At 70.3% G+C, this 18,145-nt stretch carries 16 protein-coding genes and 1 pseudogene; 13 read left to right on the forward strand and 4 right to left on the reverse strand.

Features of this window, described 5'->3' with window-relative positions:
* Window positions 1-118: 118 nt before the first annotated feature.
* Window positions 119-1,792 (forward strand): fumarate hydratase, encoded by a 1,674-nt coding sequence (locus ACFU3E_RS28850; protein WP_384164413.1) that lies wholly within the window; start codon window positions 119-121, stop codon window positions 1,790-1,792.
* A 157-nt stretch (window positions 1,793-1,949) separates the two neighbouring features.
* On the opposite strand, the gene ACFU3E_RS28855 is transcribed toward ACFU3E_RS28850, so the two are convergent.
* Window positions 1,950-2,357, reverse strand: a complete 408-nt coding sequence (locus ACFU3E_RS28855; RefSeq protein ID WP_384164416.1) for a recombinase family protein — start codon at window positions 2,355-2,357, stop codon at window positions 1,950-1,952.
* Between the two features lie 192 nt (window positions 2,358-2,549).
* Here ACFU3E_RS28855 and ACFU3E_RS28860 point away from each other — a divergent pair, with 192 nt between their 5' ends.
* Together ACFU3E_RS28860 and ACFU3E_RS28865 are read left to right on the forward strand one after the other, a co-directional pair.
* Window positions 2,550-2,735: a hypothetical protein gene (locus ACFU3E_RS28860; protein WP_384164419.1), complete on the forward strand. Its 186-nt coding sequence runs from the start codon at window positions 2,550-2,552 to the stop codon at window positions 2,733-2,735.
* A complete protein-coding gene (locus tag ACFU3E_RS28865) occupies window positions 2,732-3,292 on the forward strand; it encodes a MepB family protein (RefSeq protein ID WP_384164422.1) in 561 nt (186 codons plus the stop codon). Before ACFU3E_RS28860 ends, ACFU3E_RS28865 begins: the two co-directional genes overlap by 4 nt.
* A gap of 33 nt (window positions 3,293-3,325) precedes the next feature.
* On the opposite strand, the pseudogene ACFU3E_RS28870 reads toward ACFU3E_RS28865, so the two are convergent.
* Window positions 3,326-3,621: pseudogene (locus tag ACFU3E_RS28870) on the reverse strand (transposase); the annotation flags it as partial.
* 127 nt (window positions 3,622-3,748) lie between these two features.
* Between ACFU3E_RS28870 and ACFU3E_RS28875 the strand changes: the two are divergent.
* From ACFU3E_RS28875 to ACFU3E_RS28885, 3 genes are all read left to right on the forward strand, one after another.
* Entirely contained in the window at window positions 3,749-5,152 is a 1,404-nt protein-coding gene (locus tag ACFU3E_RS28875) for a class II fumarate hydratase (protein WP_384164425.1), read from the forward strand.
* Between the two features lie 83 nt (window positions 5,153-5,235).
* Window positions 5,236-5,928, forward strand: coding sequence for a DUF402 domain-containing protein (locus ACFU3E_RS28880; protein ID WP_384164428.1), 693 nt, complete (start codon window positions 5,236-5,238; stop codon window positions 5,926-5,928).
* Window positions 5,929-6,250: 322 nt separating this feature from the next.
* Window positions 6,251-8,395, forward strand: coding sequence for a SpoIIE family protein phosphatase (locus ACFU3E_RS28885; RefSeq protein ID WP_384164432.1), 2,145 nt, complete (start codon window positions 6,251-6,253; stop codon window positions 8,393-8,395).
* Between the two features lie 59 nt (window positions 8,396-8,454).
* Here the strand turns inward: ACFU3E_RS28885 and ACFU3E_RS28890 are convergent, their stop codons facing one another.
* Window positions 8,455-10,746, reverse strand: coding sequence for a transglycosylase domain-containing protein (locus ACFU3E_RS28890; RefSeq protein WP_384164435.1), 2,292 nt, complete (start codon window positions 10,744-10,746; stop codon window positions 8,455-8,457).
* Window positions 10,747-11,006: 260 nt separating this feature from the next.
* Between ACFU3E_RS28890 and ACFU3E_RS28895 the strand changes: the two genes are divergently transcribed.
* The 5 genes from ACFU3E_RS28895 to ACFU3E_RS28915 all read left to right on the forward strand — a co-directional run bounded on the left by ACFU3E_RS28895 (window position 11,007) and on the right by ACFU3E_RS28915 (window position 15,899).
* Window positions 11,007-11,951 carry an SPFH domain-containing protein gene (locus tag ACFU3E_RS28895; protein WP_384164438.1) on the forward strand — a complete coding sequence of 315 codons (945 nt, stop codon included), beginning with the start codon at window positions 11,007-11,009 and terminating at the stop codon, window positions 11,949-11,951.
* A complete protein-coding gene (locus ACFU3E_RS28900) occupies window positions 11,948-12,208 on the forward strand; it encodes a hypothetical protein (protein ID WP_384164441.1) in 261 nt (86 codons plus the stop codon). Before ACFU3E_RS28895 ends, ACFU3E_RS28900 begins: the two co-directional genes overlap by 4 nt.
* A gap of 147 nt (window positions 12,209-12,355) precedes the next feature.
* Window positions 12,356-12,880 carry a PadR family transcriptional regulator gene (locus tag ACFU3E_RS28905; protein WP_384164444.1) on the forward strand — a complete coding sequence of 175 codons (525 nt, stop codon included), beginning with the start codon at window positions 12,356-12,358 and terminating at the stop codon, window positions 12,878-12,880.
* Entirely contained in the window at window positions 12,877-13,566 is a 690-nt protein-coding gene (locus ACFU3E_RS28910; RefSeq protein WP_384164447.1) for an ABC transporter ATP-binding protein, read from the forward strand. Before ACFU3E_RS28905 ends, ACFU3E_RS28910 begins: the two co-directional genes overlap by 4 nt.
* Window positions 13,563-15,899, forward strand: a complete 2,337-nt coding sequence (locus ACFU3E_RS28915; RefSeq protein ID WP_384164450.1) for an ABC transporter permease — start codon at window positions 13,563-13,565, stop codon at window positions 15,897-15,899. The genes ACFU3E_RS28910 and ACFU3E_RS28915 overlap by 4 nt, the downstream gene beginning before the upstream one ends.
* 19 nt (window positions 15,900-15,918) lie before the next feature.
* Here ACFU3E_RS28915 and ACFU3E_RS28920 read toward each other — a convergent pair whose 3' ends face one another.
* On the reverse strand, window positions 15,919-16,869 hold the full coding sequence (locus ACFU3E_RS28920; RefSeq protein ID WP_384164453.1) for a LysR substrate-binding domain-containing protein: 951 nt from the start codon (window positions 16,867-16,869) through the stop codon (window positions 15,919-15,921).
* Between the two features lie 133 nt (window positions 16,870-17,002).
* On the opposite strand from ACFU3E_RS28920, the gene ACFU3E_RS28925 reads away from it, so the two are divergent.
* Together ACFU3E_RS28925 and ACFU3E_RS28930 are read left to right on the forward strand one after the other, a co-directional pair.
* Window positions 17,003-17,557, forward strand: a complete 555-nt coding sequence (locus tag ACFU3E_RS28925) for a peroxiredoxin (protein ID WP_031132607.1) — start codon at window positions 17,003-17,005, stop codon at window positions 17,555-17,557.
* Window positions 17,558-17,563: 6 nt separating this feature from the next.
* Window positions 17,564-18,097 carry an alkyl hydroperoxide reductase gene (locus ACFU3E_RS28930; RefSeq protein ID WP_384164456.1) on the forward strand — a complete coding sequence of 178 codons (534 nt, stop codon included), beginning with the start codon at window positions 17,564-17,566 and terminating at the stop codon, window positions 18,095-18,097.
* Window positions 18,098-18,145 lie beyond the last annotated feature (48 nt).

Consider the following 18,145-nt stretch of genomic DNA (forward strand, 5'->3'; position numbering starts at 1 on the left):
CTTTCGACTGTGACGAACTGAGCCTTACCTCACAAGCTCGCCGTCAGCGGCAGGTTCTACGCTGGTGGGCGCTCGCCGAAGGAGGCGAGCCCGTCTGCCGAGTGAGGAATGGGCTGAGATGCCTGAGTTCGCGTACACCGATCTGCTCCCCCAGGGCGAGGACACCACCCCGTACCGCCTGGTGACCTCCGAGGGTGTCTCCACGGTCGAGGGGCCGGACGGGCGGACCTTCCTCCGGGTGGAGCCGGAGGCGCTGCGCAAGCTCGCCGAGGAGGCCGTCCACGACATCCAGCACTACCTGCGCCCGGCCCACCTCGCACAGCTGCGCCGCATCATCGACGACCCCGAGGCGTCGGGCAACGACAAGTTCGTGGCGCTGGACCTGCTGAAGAACGCGAACATCGCGGCGGCCGGCGTGCTGCCGATGTGCCAGGACACGGGCACGGCGATCGTGATGGGCAAGCGCGGACAGAACGTGCTCACCCGGGGCCGTGACGAGGAGGCCCTGAGCCGCGGCATCCACGACGCGTACCAGAACCTGAACCTGCGCTACTCGCAGATGGCTCCGCTCACCATGTGGGAGGAGAAGAACACCGGCTCCAACCTCCCCGCGCAGATCGAGCTGTACGCCGCCGACGGCGGCGCCTACAAGTTCCTCTTCATGGCGAAGGGCGGCGGCTCGGCCAACAAGTCGTTCCTGTACCAGGAGACGAAGGCCGTCCTGAACGAGGCCTCCATGATGAAGTTCCTGGAGGAGAAGATCCGTTCGCTGGGCACCGCGGCCTGCCCGCCCTACCACCTGGCGATCGTGGTCGGCGGCACGAGCGCCGAATACGCGCTGAAGACCGCGAAGTACGCCTCCGCGCACTACCTGGACGAGATCCCGGCGGAGGGCTCCGAGCTCGGGCACGGCTTCCGGGACAAGGAGCTGGAGCAGAAGGTCTTCGAGCTGACGCAGAAGATCGGCATCGGCGCGCAGTTCGGCGGCAAGTACTTCTGCCACGACGTGCGCGTGGTGCGTCTGCCGCGGCACGGCGCGTCCTGCCCGGTCGCCCTCGCGGTGTCCTGCTCCGCCGACCGCCAGGCCGTCGCGAAGATCACCGCGGAGGGCGTCTTCCTGGAGCAGCTGGAGACGGACCCGGCGCGCTTCCTGCCGGAGACGACGGACGAGCACCTCGACGAGGCCTCCGACGTCGTCGAGATCGACCTCAACCAGCCGATGGAGACGATCCTCGCCGAGCTCACCAAGTACCCGGTGAAGACCCGTCTGTCCCTGACCGGCCCCCTGGTCGTGGCCCGCGACATCGCGCACGCCAAGATCAAGGAGCGGCTGGACGCGGGCGAGGAGATGCCGCAGTACCTCAAGGACCACCCGGTGTACTACGCCGGTCCGGCCAAGACGCCCGAGGGCTACGCGTCCGGCTCCTTCGGCCCGACCACGGCCGGCCGGATGGACTCCTACGTGGAGCAGTTCCAGGCGGCGGGCGGCTCGAGGGTGATGCTGGCCAAGGGCAACCGCAGCAAGCAGGTCACCGACGCCTGCGCCACGCACGGCGGCTTCTACCTCGGCTCCATCGGCGGCCCGGCCGCGCGCCTCGCCCAGGACTGCATCAAGAAGGTCGAGGTCGTCGAGTACGAGGAGCTCGGCATGGAGGCCGTCTGGAAGATCGAGGTCGAGGACTTCCCGGCGTTCATCGTCGTCGACGACAAGGGCAACGACTTCTTCACTTCACGGGAACCGGAGCAGCCGACGTTCACCAGCATCCCGGTGCGGGGTCCTGGCCTCGGCTGACCCTGCGGCACCCTGTAGAGAGCCCCTGGCAGGCGCCGGGGGCTCTTGTCGCTTCTTCTGGCCAATACCGCCACCCTTGAGGCGATCACGCATGCGTCGGGAGGGTCCGTGCGGAGAAGTCCGTGCAATCCGCGTAGCCCGGGAGGCTGCTGTGTCGCTACGGTTCATCGCCAAGGACCCGAACACGGACGGGGCGAACCGCCCCACGGTCTGGGTCGACGAGCACGGACACGATGGACTTCCCGTGCTTCTGGCACCACTCGAAGACCTCGGCGAAGTGGCCCGCCTTCCTGCTGAGGCGGTCGAGCTTCCAGACGCCCAACACATCCCACTCGTCGGCCCGCTCGTTGAACCAAGGACCGAGGCCAGGTCGCTTGAAGGGGTGCATCGCACCGGACACATCCAGGTCTTCCGCCCAGCCCGCTGTGCGACCGTCCACGGCGGGGCCAGCAGTCCAGTGCTCTACGGCCTGCCGCTGCCTCTCGGGGCTGTTGGTGTCGTCCTTGAGGATGGACAGGAGGATGGACAGGCGGACAGCGCCCAGGACCCTCGGGTGCTTGATCACGGCGGCGATCGTACGGAGGGCCACACAAGGTGAACAAGTCGAACGAATTCTTCCAGGACCCGGCGCCGCAGCCGACCTTCACGTCGATCCCGGTCCGGGGTCCGGGCCTGGCCTGACCTGGGCGGGTTGTTCCGAATGATCAGTGGTCGCAGGCGATCAGTGATCGTGTGACCGGCCGGTGGGTCCTGCGGAGTGCCAGATCGCGGCGGCCATCGCGAGGACGCGTTGGGCGCCGCGCACGGCGACACCTCCGAAGGTTCGCCCGCCGTGCTGTTCCAGGTCGAGCTGGCCCTTGGGGTGTCGTTGACCGACTCGATCAGCGGCCGCACCGACTTGAGCCGACTGCGTCCCGGCAACCGTGACAGGGTGCACGAATGACGAGGAACCGCGAGTGCTCATCCGATCTCCATCCCAGACCGTGGTGGAACACCGCCCCGGCCCACGGAGATCTCATCGCGGCGAAGGCACTCGTCTATGACCCCTGCGGGTTCACCTGCTCGCAGCCGGCACCCGAAGCCGAGGGTGCCGCTTATGCCGCCCACGAGTTCACCCTTGACGGCCTCTCCATCCGGTTCCGCGCAGCCAAGACGACCCCTACCAAGGTCGGCCAATTCGTGACCGTCTGGAAGAGGTCCCCGGCCGGGCCCATCCAGCCCTTCGACGCCACGGACCCCGTCGACCTCTTTGTCATCAGCACCCGCGACCATTCCCACTTCGGCCAGTTCGTCCTTCCCATGGACGCGCTCCGCCGGCACGGTGTCGTGTCAGCGAACGGTTCCGGTGGGAAACGAGCCTTCCGCGTCTACCCGCCCTGGGTGACCACCACCAACCGCCAGGCCAGCAGTGCGCAGGCGTGGCAGCTGGGCTTCTTCCTGCATCTGCACCAGGACGGGCCTATCGATCTGGCCCGCGCCCGAGAGCTCTACCACCCGTAGGAGGGCGCTGGCACCACCACAAGACCCGCCGGCCGCCCGGGGCTGCGCGGGGTGGCCGCGGTGGTGGGGGGTTGGCCAGGGTGAACTGCCGCCGTGGGCCGAAGTGGGCCTCGACCGGGTTGGCCCAGGAGGCGTAGGTCGGTGTGAAGCACAGCTCGACCTTGTCCTTCCACGCCCAGCGCCGGATGTCGGCGCCGGTGGGGGCGAGAGGCTGTCCAGGATGATGCGGATCGGGGTGCCGTCGGGTCGGGCGGCGCGGATCGATTTCAGTGCGGCAAGGTGTTGGCGGTGCCTCTGCGGCCGCGGTTGACGCCCCACGGACGATCGTCGAAGGCGAAGACCCGAGTCCATTCCGGTACGCCACCCCGGACTCGCCCGATATCGGCGGTGACGACTCGCCCTCACGGGGAACAGTGGTCGCGGCGCGGATGCTGTGACACGTGGAGGTGATCGTCGATGACCGACGAGCAGGGCAGGACCGAGTACCGCACCGAGCGCGACTCCATGGGCGAGGTGCGGGTGCCCGCCCACGCCAAGTGGCGGGCGCAGACCCAGCGGGCCGTGGAGAACTTCCCGGTCTCCGGGCAGCGCATCGAGCGTGCGCACATCGAGGCGCTGGCCCGGATCAAGGGGGCTGCGGCCAAGGTCAACGCCGAGCTGGGGGTCCTGGACAAGGACATCGCCGGGGCGATCCAGGAGGCGGCCGGGGAGGTCGCCGAGGGGAAGTGGGACGCGCACTTCCCGGTCGACGTGTTCCAGACCGGGTCCGGGACCTCGTCCAACATGAACACCAACGAGGTCATCGCCACGCTCGCGAGCGAGCGGCTGGGCAGCGCCGTGCACCCCAACGACCACGTCAACGCCTCCCAGTCGTCCAACGACGTCTTCCCCTCCTCGATCCACATCGCCGCCACCGCCGCCGTGACGCGCGACCTCGTCCCGGCCCTGGAACACCTCGTCGCCTCCCTGGAGCGCAAGGCGGAGGAGTTCACCGACGTCGTGAAGTCCGGGCGGACGCACCTCATGGACGCCACGCCCGTCACGCTGGGCCAGGAGTTCGGCGGGTACGCGGCCCAGGTGCGGTACGGCATCGAGCGGCTGGAGGCCTCCCTCCCCCGGCTCGCCGAACTGCCGCTCGGCGGTACGGCCGTCGGCACCGGCATCAACACCCCGCCCGGCTTCTCCGCCGCCGTCATCGAGGAGGTCGCCCGCACCACCGGGCTGCCGCTCACCGAGGCCCGGAACCACTTCGAGGCGCAGGGCGCCCGGGACGGCATCGTCGAGACCAGCGGGCAGCTGCGGACCATCGCGGTCGGGCTGACGAAGATCGCCAACGATCTGCGCTGGATGTCCTCCGGGCCGCGCACCGGCCTCGCCGAGATCGCCCTGCCCGACCTCCAGCCCGGCTCCTCGATCATGCCGGGCAAGGTGAACCCCGTCATCCCGGAGGCCGTGCTGATGGTCGCCGCCCAGGTCGTGGGCAACGACGCCACCGTCGCCACCGCGGGCGCCGCCGGGAACTTCGAGCTCAACGTGATGCTGCCCGTCATCGCGAAGAACGTGCTGGAGTCGGTCCGGCTGCTCGCCAACGTGACGCGGCTGCTCGCCGACCGGACCGTCGACGGCGTCACCGCGAACCGGGAGCGGGCGCGGGAGTACGCCGAGTCCTCCCCCTCCGTCGTCACCCCGCTCAACAAGTACATCGGATACGAGGAGGCCGCGAAGGTCGCCAAGAAGGCGCTGGCCGAGCGGAAGACGATCCGTCAGGTCGTGCTGGACGGCGGGTACGTGGAGCGCGGGGACCTGACCGCGGAGCAGCTCGACGAGGCGCTCGATGTCCTGCGGATGACACACCCGTGACGAAGGGGCGCCTACGTGTGCCCGGCGCGTGAACCGTGACACGCGCCGCAGCGTCGTATGCCTGCGGCACCTAATATCTGTTCATGGCAGACGGTGGAGCGATGAGACGCGTGGAAACGGGTGGTGCGGCAGGCTTCTGGGCTCCGGGGAGCCGGATCCTGTGGCGGTACCGGGAGAACGGCGGCACGCACGTGCACATCGCCCGTCCCGTCACCGTCGTCCGGGACGACGCCGACCTGCTCGCCGTGTGGCTGGCGCCCGGCACCGAGTGTGTGAAGCCCGTGCTCGCCGACGGCACACCCGTGCACCTGGAGCCGCTGGAGTCGCGCTACACCAAGCCGCGGACCGTGCAGCGCGACCGGTGGTTCGGCACGGGTGTGCTGAAGCTGGCCCGGCCCGGCGAGCCCTGGTCGGTGTGGCTGTTCTGGGAGCCGGGCTGGCGGTTCAAGAACTGGTACGTGAACCTGGAGCAGCCGCTGGTCCGTTGGACGGGTGGCGTCGACTCCGTCGACCACTACCTGGACATCTCCGTCCATCCCGACCGGAGTTGGCACTGGCGGGACGAGGACGAGTTCGCCCAGGCCCGGCGGGACGGGCTGATGGACGACCAGCAGGCGGAAAAGGTACGGGCGGCGGGGCGGGACGCGGTGGAGGTGATCCGCGCCTGGGGGCCGCCGTTCTCGGAAGGCTGGCAGCACTGGCGCCCGGATCCGTCCTGGGCGGTACCGTCACTGCCGGAGGACTGGGATCGTACGCCCGCGCATGTGTCCTCATGAGACCCTTGATGCGCCCCCGGGCAAGAAACGTAGGATCGTCCTCCGCAAGGGCGCGCGGCGGCAACTACGGGAGCACGCGCTGAGCTTGACCGATCGTCACCGAGGGGCGGCAGGACGTGAGCGAGGGGTACGAGGGCAACACCGGAAGGGCCTGCGCCACGGGCCCCAGGGGCCGTCAGACGGCCCCTGCGGGCCGCAGACGGTCCGCCGGTGGCACAGGAACAACCTCTGACCACGCGGGAATTCCGTTCCTGGGGCACGTATTCCGGGTATCGGAGTTTCGGCGGGACCAACTGCGCGCGCGGCGCGCAGCCCCGGACGGATGGATTCGACACGCGTGACGGAGCAGCCGACCTCGTTCGAACGCCCCCAGACGGGCGTGGACCCCGCGGATCCCCGCGGGGCGTTCGCGCATACCCCGGCACCGGCGCGTGCGCCCGGCGCCGGCACCTTACCGGTACAGGGCCGCCCCGGCGGCGACGTCACCGTTCCGGTCACGACGGCACACAGCACGCCGGGCACGTCGGAGCCGGGCACCTCCACGCCGTTCGGCAAGGGCAAGGACAACGTGAGCGACCCCGCCTCCGAGCACTCCCAACCGGGTGCCGAGCAGACCGCCGAGCGCGACACCCCTCGGCCGCGCCCCGCCCCCGAGGGCATTCCGGTCCAGCCTGCCGACGAGCAGGACCGGCCGGGGGTGAACGCCGACGGGCAGGAGCGCCGCAGCGGCCAGAGCCTGCCGCCGGGTCGGCCCACGCCCATGCGGCGGGACGGCGACCGGCTCCGGTTCGTGGGGGCCGCCACCCGGCGGATCGCCCGCGGCATCGACCTCGACGAGATCGTGATGGGGCTGTGCCGGGCCACCGTGCCCACCTTCTCCGACGCGATCCTGGTCTATCTGCGCGACCCGCTGCCCGTCGGCGACGAGCGGCCCACCGGCCCGCTGGTACTGCGGCTGCGCCGCACCGACCGGATACCGGCGGAGCGCGACACGGAGAACGGCTTCCTGCCGGCCGCGCAGCCCGAGCCGAACGAGCTGGACACGGTCGGCGCCGAGCTGTGCGAGGTCCGGCCCGGCAGCGCGCTCGCCGAGGTCCTGCGGGGTGTGCGTCCGGTGTTCACGGACGCTCCGGCGGCCCGGGCCGCCCTGCCGGAACTGCTCGGTGAGGGCGGCGAGTTCGCCGTGCCGGACGGTCAGCGTGCGATCCTCGCCCCGCTGCGCGGCCGGCGCCGGGTCATCGGTGCGGCGCTGTTCCTGCGCCGGCCCGAGCGCATGGCGTTCGAGCCGGACGACCTGCTGGTGGCCGCCCAGCTGGCCACGCACAGCGCCCTCGGCATCGACAAGGCGGTGCTGTACGGCCGCGAGGCCTACATCGCGGACGAGCTGCAGCGCACCATGCTGCCCGAGACGCTGCCCCGCCCGACGGGCGTGCGGCTGGCCTCCCGCTACCTGCCGGCCGCGGAGACGGCCCGGGTGGGCGGCGACTGGTACGACGCGATCCCGCTGCCCGGCAGCCGGGTCGCCCTGGTCGTCGGTGACGTCATGGGCCACTCCATGACGTCGGCCGCCATCATGGGCCAGCTGCGCACCACGGCCCAGACCCTCGCCGGCCTCGACCTGCCGCCGCAGGAGGTCCTGCACCACCTCGACGAACAGGCCCAGCGCCTCGGCGTGGACCGCATGGCGACCTGCCTCTACGCCGTGTACGACCCGGTATCGCACCGCATCACCATCGCCAACGCCGGTCACCCGCCGCCCGTTCTGCTCCACCTGGGCGGCCGCGCCGAGGTGCTGCGCGTCCCGGCCGGTGCCCCCATCGGGGTCGGTGGCGTGGACTTCGAGGCCGTGGAGCTGGACGCGCCCGCCGGTGCGACCCTGCTGCTCTACACCGACGGCCTGGTCGAGTCGCGCCTGCGCGACGTGTGGACCGGCATCGAGCAGCTGCGGGAGAAGCTCGCCGCGGTCGCGCAGCTCACCGGGCCGGACCACCCGCCGCCCCTGGAAGCGCTGTGCGACGAGGTGCTCGACATGCTCGGCCCGGGCGACCGGGACGACGACATCGCGCTGCTCGCCGCCCGCTTCGACGGGATCGCGCCCAGCGACGTGGCGTACTGGTTCCTGGAGCCGGAGGACGCGGCCCCCGGCCGGGCCCGCCGGCTGGCCCGGCGCGCGCTCCAGCGCTGGGGCCTGGAGGAGCTCAGCGACTCCGTGGAGCTGCTGGTCAGCGAGGTCGTGACGAACGCCGTGCGGTACGCCTCGCGGCCGGTGACGCTGCGCCTGCTGCGCACGGACGTGCTGCGCTGCGAGGTCGGCGACGACGTGCCGCAGCTGCCGCGGCTGCGCCAGGCACGCGCCACCGACGAGGGCGGCCGGGGGCTGTACCTGGTGAACCGGATGGCCCGGCGCTGGGGCGCGACCCGGCTCAGCACGGGCAAGGTGGTCTGGTTCGAGCTCAACCGCGGCTGACGGAGCCGTGCGGACAAGCCGAAGGGCGCCCGGTGTTCACCGGGCGCCCTTTCGCGCTCCTACTGGTCGTCGCCCGGATTGACCGGCTCGAACGGGTCACCGCCGTCGCCCGGCGGTGTCGTCTGTGGAGACGCGGGCGGGGTGGTGGTGGTGGGCGGTGTCGTCGTCGGAGTCGGCGGCGGGGACGTCGACGGCTCCTCGGTCGTCGGCGGCGGGGAGGACGACGGCTCCTCGGTCGTCGGCTCCTGCGTGGGCTCCTCGGTCGGCTCCTGCGTGGGCGTCGGCGTCCGGGTCGGCTGGACGGCCGCGCCCTGCTGGGTGTCCAGGTCGAACTTGGTGACGTCGCCCATCACACCGAAGGTGTAGGCCGCCCAGATCCGCGCCGGGAAATCGCCGCCGTTGAGCCGCGGCTTGCCGGCCGCCTTGTACATCGGGACCTGGGCGCGGGTCTTGGCGTCCTCGCCGAACAGGCCGACCGAGGTGACCAGGTTCGGTGTGTAGCCCGTGAACCAGGCCGACTTGTTGTTGTCGGACGTACCCGTCTTGCCCGCGACCTGCTGGCCGTCGCGCTGGGGGTTGTTCCGTACGGAGGCCTGGGCGGTGCCGTCGTCGACCACGCCGGTCAGCACCGAGGTGACCGAGTCGGCGGCCTCGCGGCTGATGACCTGGTCGCCGACCGGGTCGGGCATGGTGACCGTCCGGTTCAGGTGCTCGGCCGACTTCACGAGGGCCGGGGTGACCTTCTTGCCGTGGTTGTCGAGCGTGGCGTAGACACCGGCCATCTGCAGAGGGCTCGCGCCCATGCTGCCCAGGGTCTGGGCGGGCACGGCCTCCATGTTCTTGGTGTCCATGCCGAGCTTGCCGGCGACGTCCACCACGTTGGCCATGCCGACGTCGACGCCCATCTGCGCGAAGACGGAGTTGACGGACTTGTTCATCGCCGTCTGGACGGAGATCGGGCCGTAGTTCTGGTCGTCCTCGTTCTCGGGGGCGAAACCGACCTTGGTGCCGTTCTCCACGACCGGGCGCTCACTCGTGCCGTCGTAGACCGTGCTCGCGGTGATCGGCTTGCCGTCCTGCGTCTGCGCCTGCTCCTCCAGGGCCGCGGCCAGGATGACCGGCTTGAAGGTGGAGGCCGGCTGGTAGTCGGCGCGGGTGGCGTTGTTCATGAAGTGCTTGAAGTAGTCCACGCCGCCGTACATCGCGACCACGGCGCCCGTCTTCGGGTTCACGGACACGGCACCGGCCTGGACGTCCCCGTCGACCTTGCGCTTCTCGGGGTCGAGCTTGCTGGTCAACTGCTGCTTGACGGACTTCTCCAGCGCCGCCTGCTTCTTCTTGTCGATGTTGAGCGTGACGGTCCAGCCGCCCCGGTCCACCAGCGCTTCCGCCTGCTTCGCATCCTCGGCGGTGCCCTCGGCGACCAGCTGCTTCTCCAGGACGGCGTTGGCAGCCTTCACCAGGTAGCCGGTCTGGCCCCCCAAACTCGGGTCGGCCTTCGGCTTCTCGGGGGTCGGAAACTTCATGGCCTCCCGCTCGGACTTGCCGAGCCAGCCTTGCTGGACCATGTTGTCCAGGACGTAGTTCCATCGGGCTCTTACCAGGTTCCTGCCAGTGTCGGAGGCTATCGCCCAGTCGTACTGGTTCGGTGCCTGGAGGAGCGCGGCGAGGTAGGCCCCCTGCTCCACTGTCAGGTCCTTGGCGTCCACGCGGTAGTAGGCCTGCGCGGCGGCCTGGACGCCGTAGGCGCCACGGCCGTAGTAACTGGTGTTGATGTAGCCGGCGAGGATGTAGTCCTTGGACTTCTCCCGGTCCAGCTTCAGTGAGATGACCAGTTCCTTCAGCTTGCGCGAGACCGTCTGTTCCTGCGTCAGGTAGTAGTTCTTGACGTACTGCTGCGTGATCGTGGAACCGCCCTGCGCGCCCTTGCCGGTGACGGTGTTGAGCAGACCGCGGGCCGTGCCCTTCAGGTCGACGCCGGCGTCCTTGTAGAAGGTCTTGTTCTCGGCGGCGACGAAGGTCTTCTGGACGGGCTTGGGCACCTCGGCCAGGCCCACGATCTCGCGATTGCGCTCACCCGCGCGGGCCAGCAGCGAGCCGTCGCTGTACTTGTAGACGTTGCTCTGCAACTTGGCGTCGGCATTCCCCTTCGGGATGTCGATCATCATGTACAGCACGATGAAGGCGCCCATGCCCAGCAGGCACAGGCCGAGGAAGGTGCCGAGAATCTTCTTCCAGGTGAAGAGCCTGCGTATGCCGCTCTTCCCGGCCGCTTCCGATGAACGGCGGCGCTTGGGTGCCGCCCGGCGCCCACCGCGCTGTCGGGCGCGTCTCTCTTCCGCTCGTCCCATGGGTCCGATCCGCTCCGCTTCGTTCATGTGTGCTCACATGCCACACAGGTTCGCCGCTCAGGTCAGCTCAGAAAGTTAACACCGGGAGATAAGAGATAGGGCTGCCGATCCGGGTCTTTGCGGACGTGACAATCAGCACCCATCCCAACGGAACCGACGTACGAGACACGCGCAGGGTTGCGAGACTGCGGTAAAGTGATATCACTTAGCTAGACAGAAGCTATGCAGGAGTGGCTTCACAGAAGAACGGGGGACCACCCATGTCCGCACACGACACACAGGTCACGCAGGTCACGGCCGACGTACCCGAGATGCCGGCGCCACGCGTGCGGGAGTTCACCGCGCAGAGCATCGGCGGCGGACTCGCCCTGCTGCTCGGTCTGCTCGGACTGCTGGCCGGCGCCGGGCTGATCGCGGCCGCCACCGCGGTGGACGCGGCCGGTGCCAAGGCCGCGCTGATCACAGGCGGCCTCCTGATCGCGCTCGCGGCCTTCCTGGCCATGTGCGGGCTGAACATGGTCGCGCCGGGCGAGGCCCGCGTCGTCCAGCTCTTCGGCCGGTACCGGGGCACCATACGGCGGGACGGCCTGCGCTGGGTGAACCCCCTCACCTCGCGCACCAAGATCTCGACGCGCGTCCGCAACCACGAGACCGCCGTCCTGAAGGTCAACGACGCCTACGGCAACCCGATCGAGCTCGCCGCGGTCGTCGTCTGGCGCGTCGAGGACACCGCCCAGGCCGTCTTCGAGGTGGACGACTACATCGAGTTCGTCTCCACCCAGACCGAGGCGGCCGTGCGGCACATCGCCATCGAGTACCCCTACGACGCCCACGAGGAGGACGGCCTCTCGCTGCGCGGCAACGCCGAGGAGATCACCGAGAAGCTGGCCGTCGAACTGCACGCGCGCGTGGAGGCGGCCGGCGTGCAGATCATCGAGTCCCGCTTCACGCACCTCGCCTACGCCCCCGAGATCGCCTCGGCGATGCTCCAGCGGCAGCAGGCCGGAGCGGTGGTCGCGGCGCGGCGGCAGATCGTGGACGGCGCCGTGGGCATGGTCGAGGCCGCGATCGCGCGGATCACCGAGCGGGACATCGTGGAGCTGGACTCCGAACGGAAGGCGGCGATGGTCTCCAACCTCATGGTCGTGCTGTGCGGTGACCGCTCCGCGCAGCCGGTCCTCAACACCGGGTCCCTCTACCAGTGACCGCCCCGTCCGAAGGTCCGGGACCGCAGCGCCGGCCGCAGCAGCAGCGCAAGCAGGTGCTGCTGCGGCTGGACCCGGCGGTGTACGAGGCGCTCGCGCGGTGGGCCGGGGACGAGCTGCGGTCGGCCAACGCGCAGATCGAGTTCCTGCTGCGCAAGGCGCTGGCGGAGGCGGGGAGGCTGCCGCGGGAGACCGGCCCGCTGCCGCGACGCGGCCGGCCGCCCGGTGGCGGAGCCCCCGGGCCCCCGCCGGCCTGAACGGCTGGTCTGCAGACCGGCTGACCGGCCGATCGGCTGTTGCGGAACCGTGACAACAGCCCCCGACCTGCCCGGCCGTACCGCGCGCCACGCCCTGCACACTCGGCGTATACATGCCGCGTATACACCCCGTGTACAGTCCGGTGTATGTCCATCGGTCACACTCTCCTGGGACTCCTGGAGTCCGGCCCGCGCCACGGTTACGACCTGAAGCGGGCCTTCGACGAGAAGTTCGGTCACGACCGGCCGCTCCACTACGGCCAGGTCTACTCGACGATGTCCCGTCTGCTGAAGAACGGGCTCGTCGAGGTCGACGGCATCGAGGCGGGCGGTGGTCCCGAGCGCAAGCGCTACGCGATCACCGAGGCCGGCATCACCGACGTCGCGCGCTGGCTCGTCACGCCCGAGAAACCGGAGCCGTACCTCCAGTCGACCCTCTACACCAAGGTCGTCCTGGCACTGCTCACCCACCGCGACGCCGGTGACATCCTCGACACCCAGCGCTCGGAGCACCTGCGCAGCATGCGGATCCTCACCGACCGCAAGCGCAAGGGCGACCTGGCCGACCAGCTCATCTGCGACCACGCGCTGTTCCACCTGGAGGCGGACCTGCGCTGGCTGGAGCTGACCGCGGCGCGTCTGGACAAGCTCCGTGAGGCGGTGACCCGGTGACGATTCCCGCTGGTTCGCTCCTCTCCGCCCGGGACCTGCGCAAGGCGTACGGGCCGACGACCGCGCTCGACGGCGCCGGGTTCTCCATCCACCCGGGCGAGGTCGTCGCCGTGATGGGCCCGTCCGGGTCGGGCAAGTCGACGCTGCTGCACTGTCTCGCCGGGATCGTCATGCCCGACTCGGGCTCGATCACGTACGACGGGCGCGAGGTGACCGCGATGAGCGACGCCGAGCGCAGTGCGCTGCGACGCTCGGAGTTCGGGTTCGTGTTCCAGTTCGGGCAGCTCGTGCCGGAACTCACCTGCGTGGAGAACGTCGCGCTGCCGCTGCGGCTGAACGGCACCTCCCGCAAGGAGGCCGAGCGGACCGCGCTGGCGTGGATGGAACGGCTGGAGGTCGACGACCTCCGCAAGAAGCGGCCCGGCGAGGTCTCCGGCGGTCAGGGGCAGCGCGTCGCCGTCGCCCGCTCGCTGGTGACGAACCCGCGGGTGGTCTTCGCCGACGAGCCGACCGGCGCGCTCGACTCGTTCAACGGCGAGCGCGTGATGGAACTGCTCACGGACGCCGCCCGGTCCGCCAGCACGGCCGTCGTGCTCGTCACGCACGAGGCGCGGGTGGCCGCGTACTCCGACCGCGAGATCGTCGTACGGGACGGCAAGTCCCGTGACATGGAGCGCGTCGTATGAGCGTCAGGCAGTGGAGCCGGGACCTGGCGATGGGAACCCGGTTCGCCTTCGCCGGTGGACGCGAGGGGTGGATCCGGGCGCTGCTCACGGCCGTCGGTGTCGGGCTCGGAGTGGCGCTGCTGCTGCTCACCACCGCCATCCCGAGCGCGCTCGCGGAGCGGGACCGGCGCGAGGAGGCGCGCAGCGACCACACCTTCAGCCAGCAGAAGATACCGAAGGCCGACGACACCCTGATCGTCCTGGACGCGGACACCACGTTCCGGGACTCGGACGTGCGCGGCAGGCTGCTGGAGGCGGAGGGCCCGCGGGCTCCGCTGCCCCCGGGGGTCCGGGAGTTCCCGGCGGCGGGCGAGATGGTCGTCTCCCCCGCGCTGAAGGAGCTGCTCGCCTCCGACGACGGCAGGCTGCTGCGGGAGCGGCTGGACTACCGCATCGCGGACACCATCGGCGAGCAGGGACTCGTCGGCTCCCAGGAACTCGCCTACTTCGCGGGCGGCAAGGGGCTCGCCGAGCAGCTCGAGCACACCAGCGGGGCCCGGATCGACAGCTTCGGCAACGACGACCTGGCATCGTCCGACCCCTGGGACCCGGTGCTGCTCCTGCTGGTCCTGGTCGTCTTCGTGGTGCTGCTGATGCCGGTCGCCGTGTTCATCGCCGCGGCCGTACGGTTCGGCGGCGAGCGGCGCGACCGCAGGCTGGCGGCACTGCGACTGGTCGGCTCGGACGGCCGGATGACCCGGCGGATCGCCGCCGGCGAGGCACTCGCCGGTTCGGTGCTGGGGCTCGTCCTCGGCACCGGGTTCTTCCTGCTCGGGCGGCAACTGGCGGCATCCGCCGAGGTGTTCCACGTCAGTGTGTTCCCGAGCTATCTGAACCCCTCTCCCCTGCTGGCCGTCCTGGTCGCACTGGCGGTACCGGCCGCCGCGGTCCTGGTGACGATCCTCGCCCTGCGCGGAGTGGTCATCGAGCCCCTCGGCGTGGTGCGCACGGCCAAGCCCGCGCGGCGCAGGCTGTGGTGGCGGCTGCTGCTGCCGCTGGGCGGGCTCGCGCTGCTCTACCCGATGATCGGGCAGGGCGACGACGGCGGGAACTTCAACCAGTACCTCGTCGTCGGCGGTGTGATGCTTCTGCTGGTCGGCGTGACGGCGCTGCTGCCCTGGGTGGTGGAGACGGTCGTGGCCCGGCTCGGGTCGGGCGGGGTCGCCTGGCAGCTGGCCGTGCGCAGGCTCCAGTTGAGCAGTGGTGCGGCGGCCCGGATGGTCAACGGCATCGCGGTGGCGGTGGCCGGGGCGATCGCGCTGCAGATGCTGTTCGCCGGGGTGGAGGGCACCTACACCACGGCGTCGCAGTACGACGTCTCCCGGGCCCAGATGAGCGTGGACGTGCCCGGCGGTGCCGACACCGCGGCCACCGTCGGGAAGTACCGTGACACCGAGGGCGTACGCAAGGTCACCGCACTGTCCGACGTCTACCTCGGCGACCGGCGCGGCGAGGCGGACGCCTACCTTCAGATCACCGTGGCCGACTGCGCCGCGCTGCGCGAAGTGGCCACACTTCCTTCCTGCCGCGACGGTGACGTCTTCGCGGTCAAGGGCTCGGAGTACGACAGCGAGAGCGACCACCTGTCCGAGCCCGGCACGACCCTGTGGACCGACCCGGGCGACACCACCCGCTCCAGCGAACGCGCGGTCTCCTGGACCGTGCCGAAGGACATCCGGCAGGCCCGGCCCCGCGAGGACCCGACCGGGTACGAGCGCGGCGGCATCCTGGTCACCCCCGGCGCGCTGCCCGAGAAGCTCGGGGCGGCCACCTCCGCGCAGCTCTTCCTGAGCCTGGACGCATCGGTGCGGGACGCGGCCGACCACGTGCGCAACACGGCCGCGCGGCTGAACCCCATGGCCCAGCCGATGACCTGGCACAGCATCGAGCGCAACGAGCGCTACGCCACCATCCGCACCGGCCTGTCCGTCGGCGCCGCCTGCGTGCTCGCGCTGATCGGGGCGAGCCTGCTGGTCTCGCAGCTGGAGCAGCTGCGCGAACGCCGCAAGCTGCTGTCGGCCCTGGTCGCCTTCGGTACCCGGCGCCGCACCCTCAGCCTGTCGGTGCTGTGGCAGACGGCGATCCCGATCGGGCTGGGCCTGCTGCTCGCCGCGACGGTGGGCACCGCCCTGGGCGCGGTCCTGCTGCGGATGACCGACACGTCGGTCCGGGTGGACTGGCCGAGCGTGCTGTCCATGACGGGCATCGGCGCGGGGGTCGTCCTCGTGGTGACGCTGCTGAGCCTGCCGCCGCTGCTGAGGCTGATGCGGCCGGACGGGCTGCGTACCGAGTAGCAGCAGACCGTGCGGGGCGTCAGGCGTCCTGCCCCAGCACCCGTACGGGCAGCGGCCGCAGCGCCTGCCGCAGGGCGGCCGCCAGTTCCTCGTACTCCGCGCCGCGCGCGGCCCCCGCCCGCATCGCCAGGGCGACCCTGCGGGTGGGGGCCGGGTCGGCGAAGTACCCGGTGAGGAGCTGGTTGCTGCGGGAGGTCTCGACCTTGAGGGCGGTGCGCGGCAGCAGTGTGGCACCGAGCCCGCCCGCGACGAGCTGCACCAGCGTGGACAGCCCCGCGGCGGTCGTGGTGACCGGCACGTCGTCGCGGCCGGCCTCCCGGCAGATGTCCAGGGCCTGGTCGCGCAGGCAGTGCCCCTCGTCCAGCAGCAGCAGGTTCAGCTCGCGCAGCGCCTCACGCGGAATGCCCTCACGCCCGCCGAGCCAGTGGTCGAGCGGGGTGACGAGCACGAAGTCCTCGTCGAACAGCGGCAGTTCGGTGACGCCCGGTACTCCCAGGGGCACGGCGAGCAGCAGCAGGTCGAGCCGGCCGCTGGTGAGGCCGTCGAGCAGGCTGGCGGTCTGCTCCTCGTGCACCTGGAGGTCGAGGTGCGGATAGCGTTCGTGGACGAGCCGCAGGACCGTGGGCAGCAGATAGGGCGCGACCGTCGGGATCACCCCGAGCCGCAGCACCCCGGTGAAGGGCGCCCGGACCGCCTCGGCCTCCTCCATGAGCGCACCCACCTCCCCCAGAACCGCCTTGGCCCGTACGGCGATCCGCTCGCCCTCGGGGGAGAGCAGCACCTTGCGCGTCGTACGCTCGAGGAGCGTCACTCCGAGTGTCTCCTCCAGGGCCGACACGGCACCGGAGAGGGCGGGCTGGCTCATGCCGATCGCCGCGGCCGCGTCCCGGAAATGCAGGTGCTCGGCCACCGCCGCGAAGGCGCGGAGCTGGGCGAGGCTCGGCTGCCTGCGCTTATTACCGACAGTCACTGATAGCTACCTCCGATCAACTCGACCGAGTGTAGCTATTTCCGTAATCAATCGAGCCTGTGCCAACATCAACACAGTCCAACCCATGGGAAATCCCCGCAATCCGGGTGTTTCTTCGCTGCAAGGAGAGTGTGTGCTCACCGTCGGTGACAAGTTCCCCGAGTTCGACCTGACCGCCTGCGTCTCGCTGGAGAAGGGCAAGGAGTTCCAGCAGATCAACCACAAGACCTACGAGGGTCAGTGGAAGGTCATCTTCGCGTGGCCCAAGGACTTCACCTTCGTGTGCCCGACCGAGATCGCCGCCTTCGGCAAGCTGAACGAGGAGTTCGCCGACCGCGACGCGCAGGTCCTCGGCTTCTCCGGTGACTCCGAGTTCGTCCACCACGCCTGGCGCAAGGACCACGACGACCTGCGTGACCTGCCGTTCCCGATGATGGCCGACTCCAAGCACGAGCTGATGCGCGACCTCGGCATCGAGGGCGAGGACGGCTTCGCCAAGCGCGCGGTGTTCATCGTGGACCAGAACAACGAGATCCAGTTCTCGATGGTGACCGCGGGCTCGGTCGGCCGTAACCCGAAGGAGGTCCTGCGGGTCCTGGACGCGCTCCAGACGGACGAGCTGTGCCCCTGCAACTGGTCGAAGGGCGACGAGACCCTCGACCCCGTCGCGCTGCTCTCCGGGGAGTGATCTGACATGTCGCTGGATGCCCTGAAGTCCGCCATACCGGACTACGCCAAGGACCTGAAGCTCAACCTGGGTTCGGTGATCGGCAACTCCGACCTGCCGGCCCAGCAGCTGTGGGGCACCGTGCTGGCGACGGCGATCGCCTCCCGCTCCCCGATCGTGCTGCGCGAGCTGGAGCCCGAGGCCAAGGCGAACCTGTCGCCGGAGGCGTACACGGCGGCCAAGTCCGCGGCCGCGGTGATGGCGATGAACAACGTCTTCTACCGCACGCGGCACCTGCTGTCGGACCACGAGTACGGCAACCTGCGCGCGGGCCTGCGGATGAACGTCATCGGCAACCCGGGCGTCGACAAGGTCGACTTCGAGCTGTGGTCCTTCGCCGTGTCGGCCATCAACGGCTGCGGCATGTGCCTGGACTCCCACGAGCAGGTCCTCCGCAAGGCCGGCCTCGACCGCGAGGTCGTCCAGGAGGCGTTCAAGATCGCCTCCGTGATCCAGGCGGTCGGCGTCACGCTGGACGCCGAGGCGGTTCTGGCCGAGTAACCCCCGGCCGCACGCCTCGCACGGCAGGGCCCCGCCCCACCTGACCGG

Source organism: Streptomyces sp. NPDC057424 (genome assembly GCF_042803315.1).
Classification (GTDB): Bacteria; Actinomycetota; Actinomycetes; order Streptomycetales; family Streptomycetaceae; genus Streptomyces.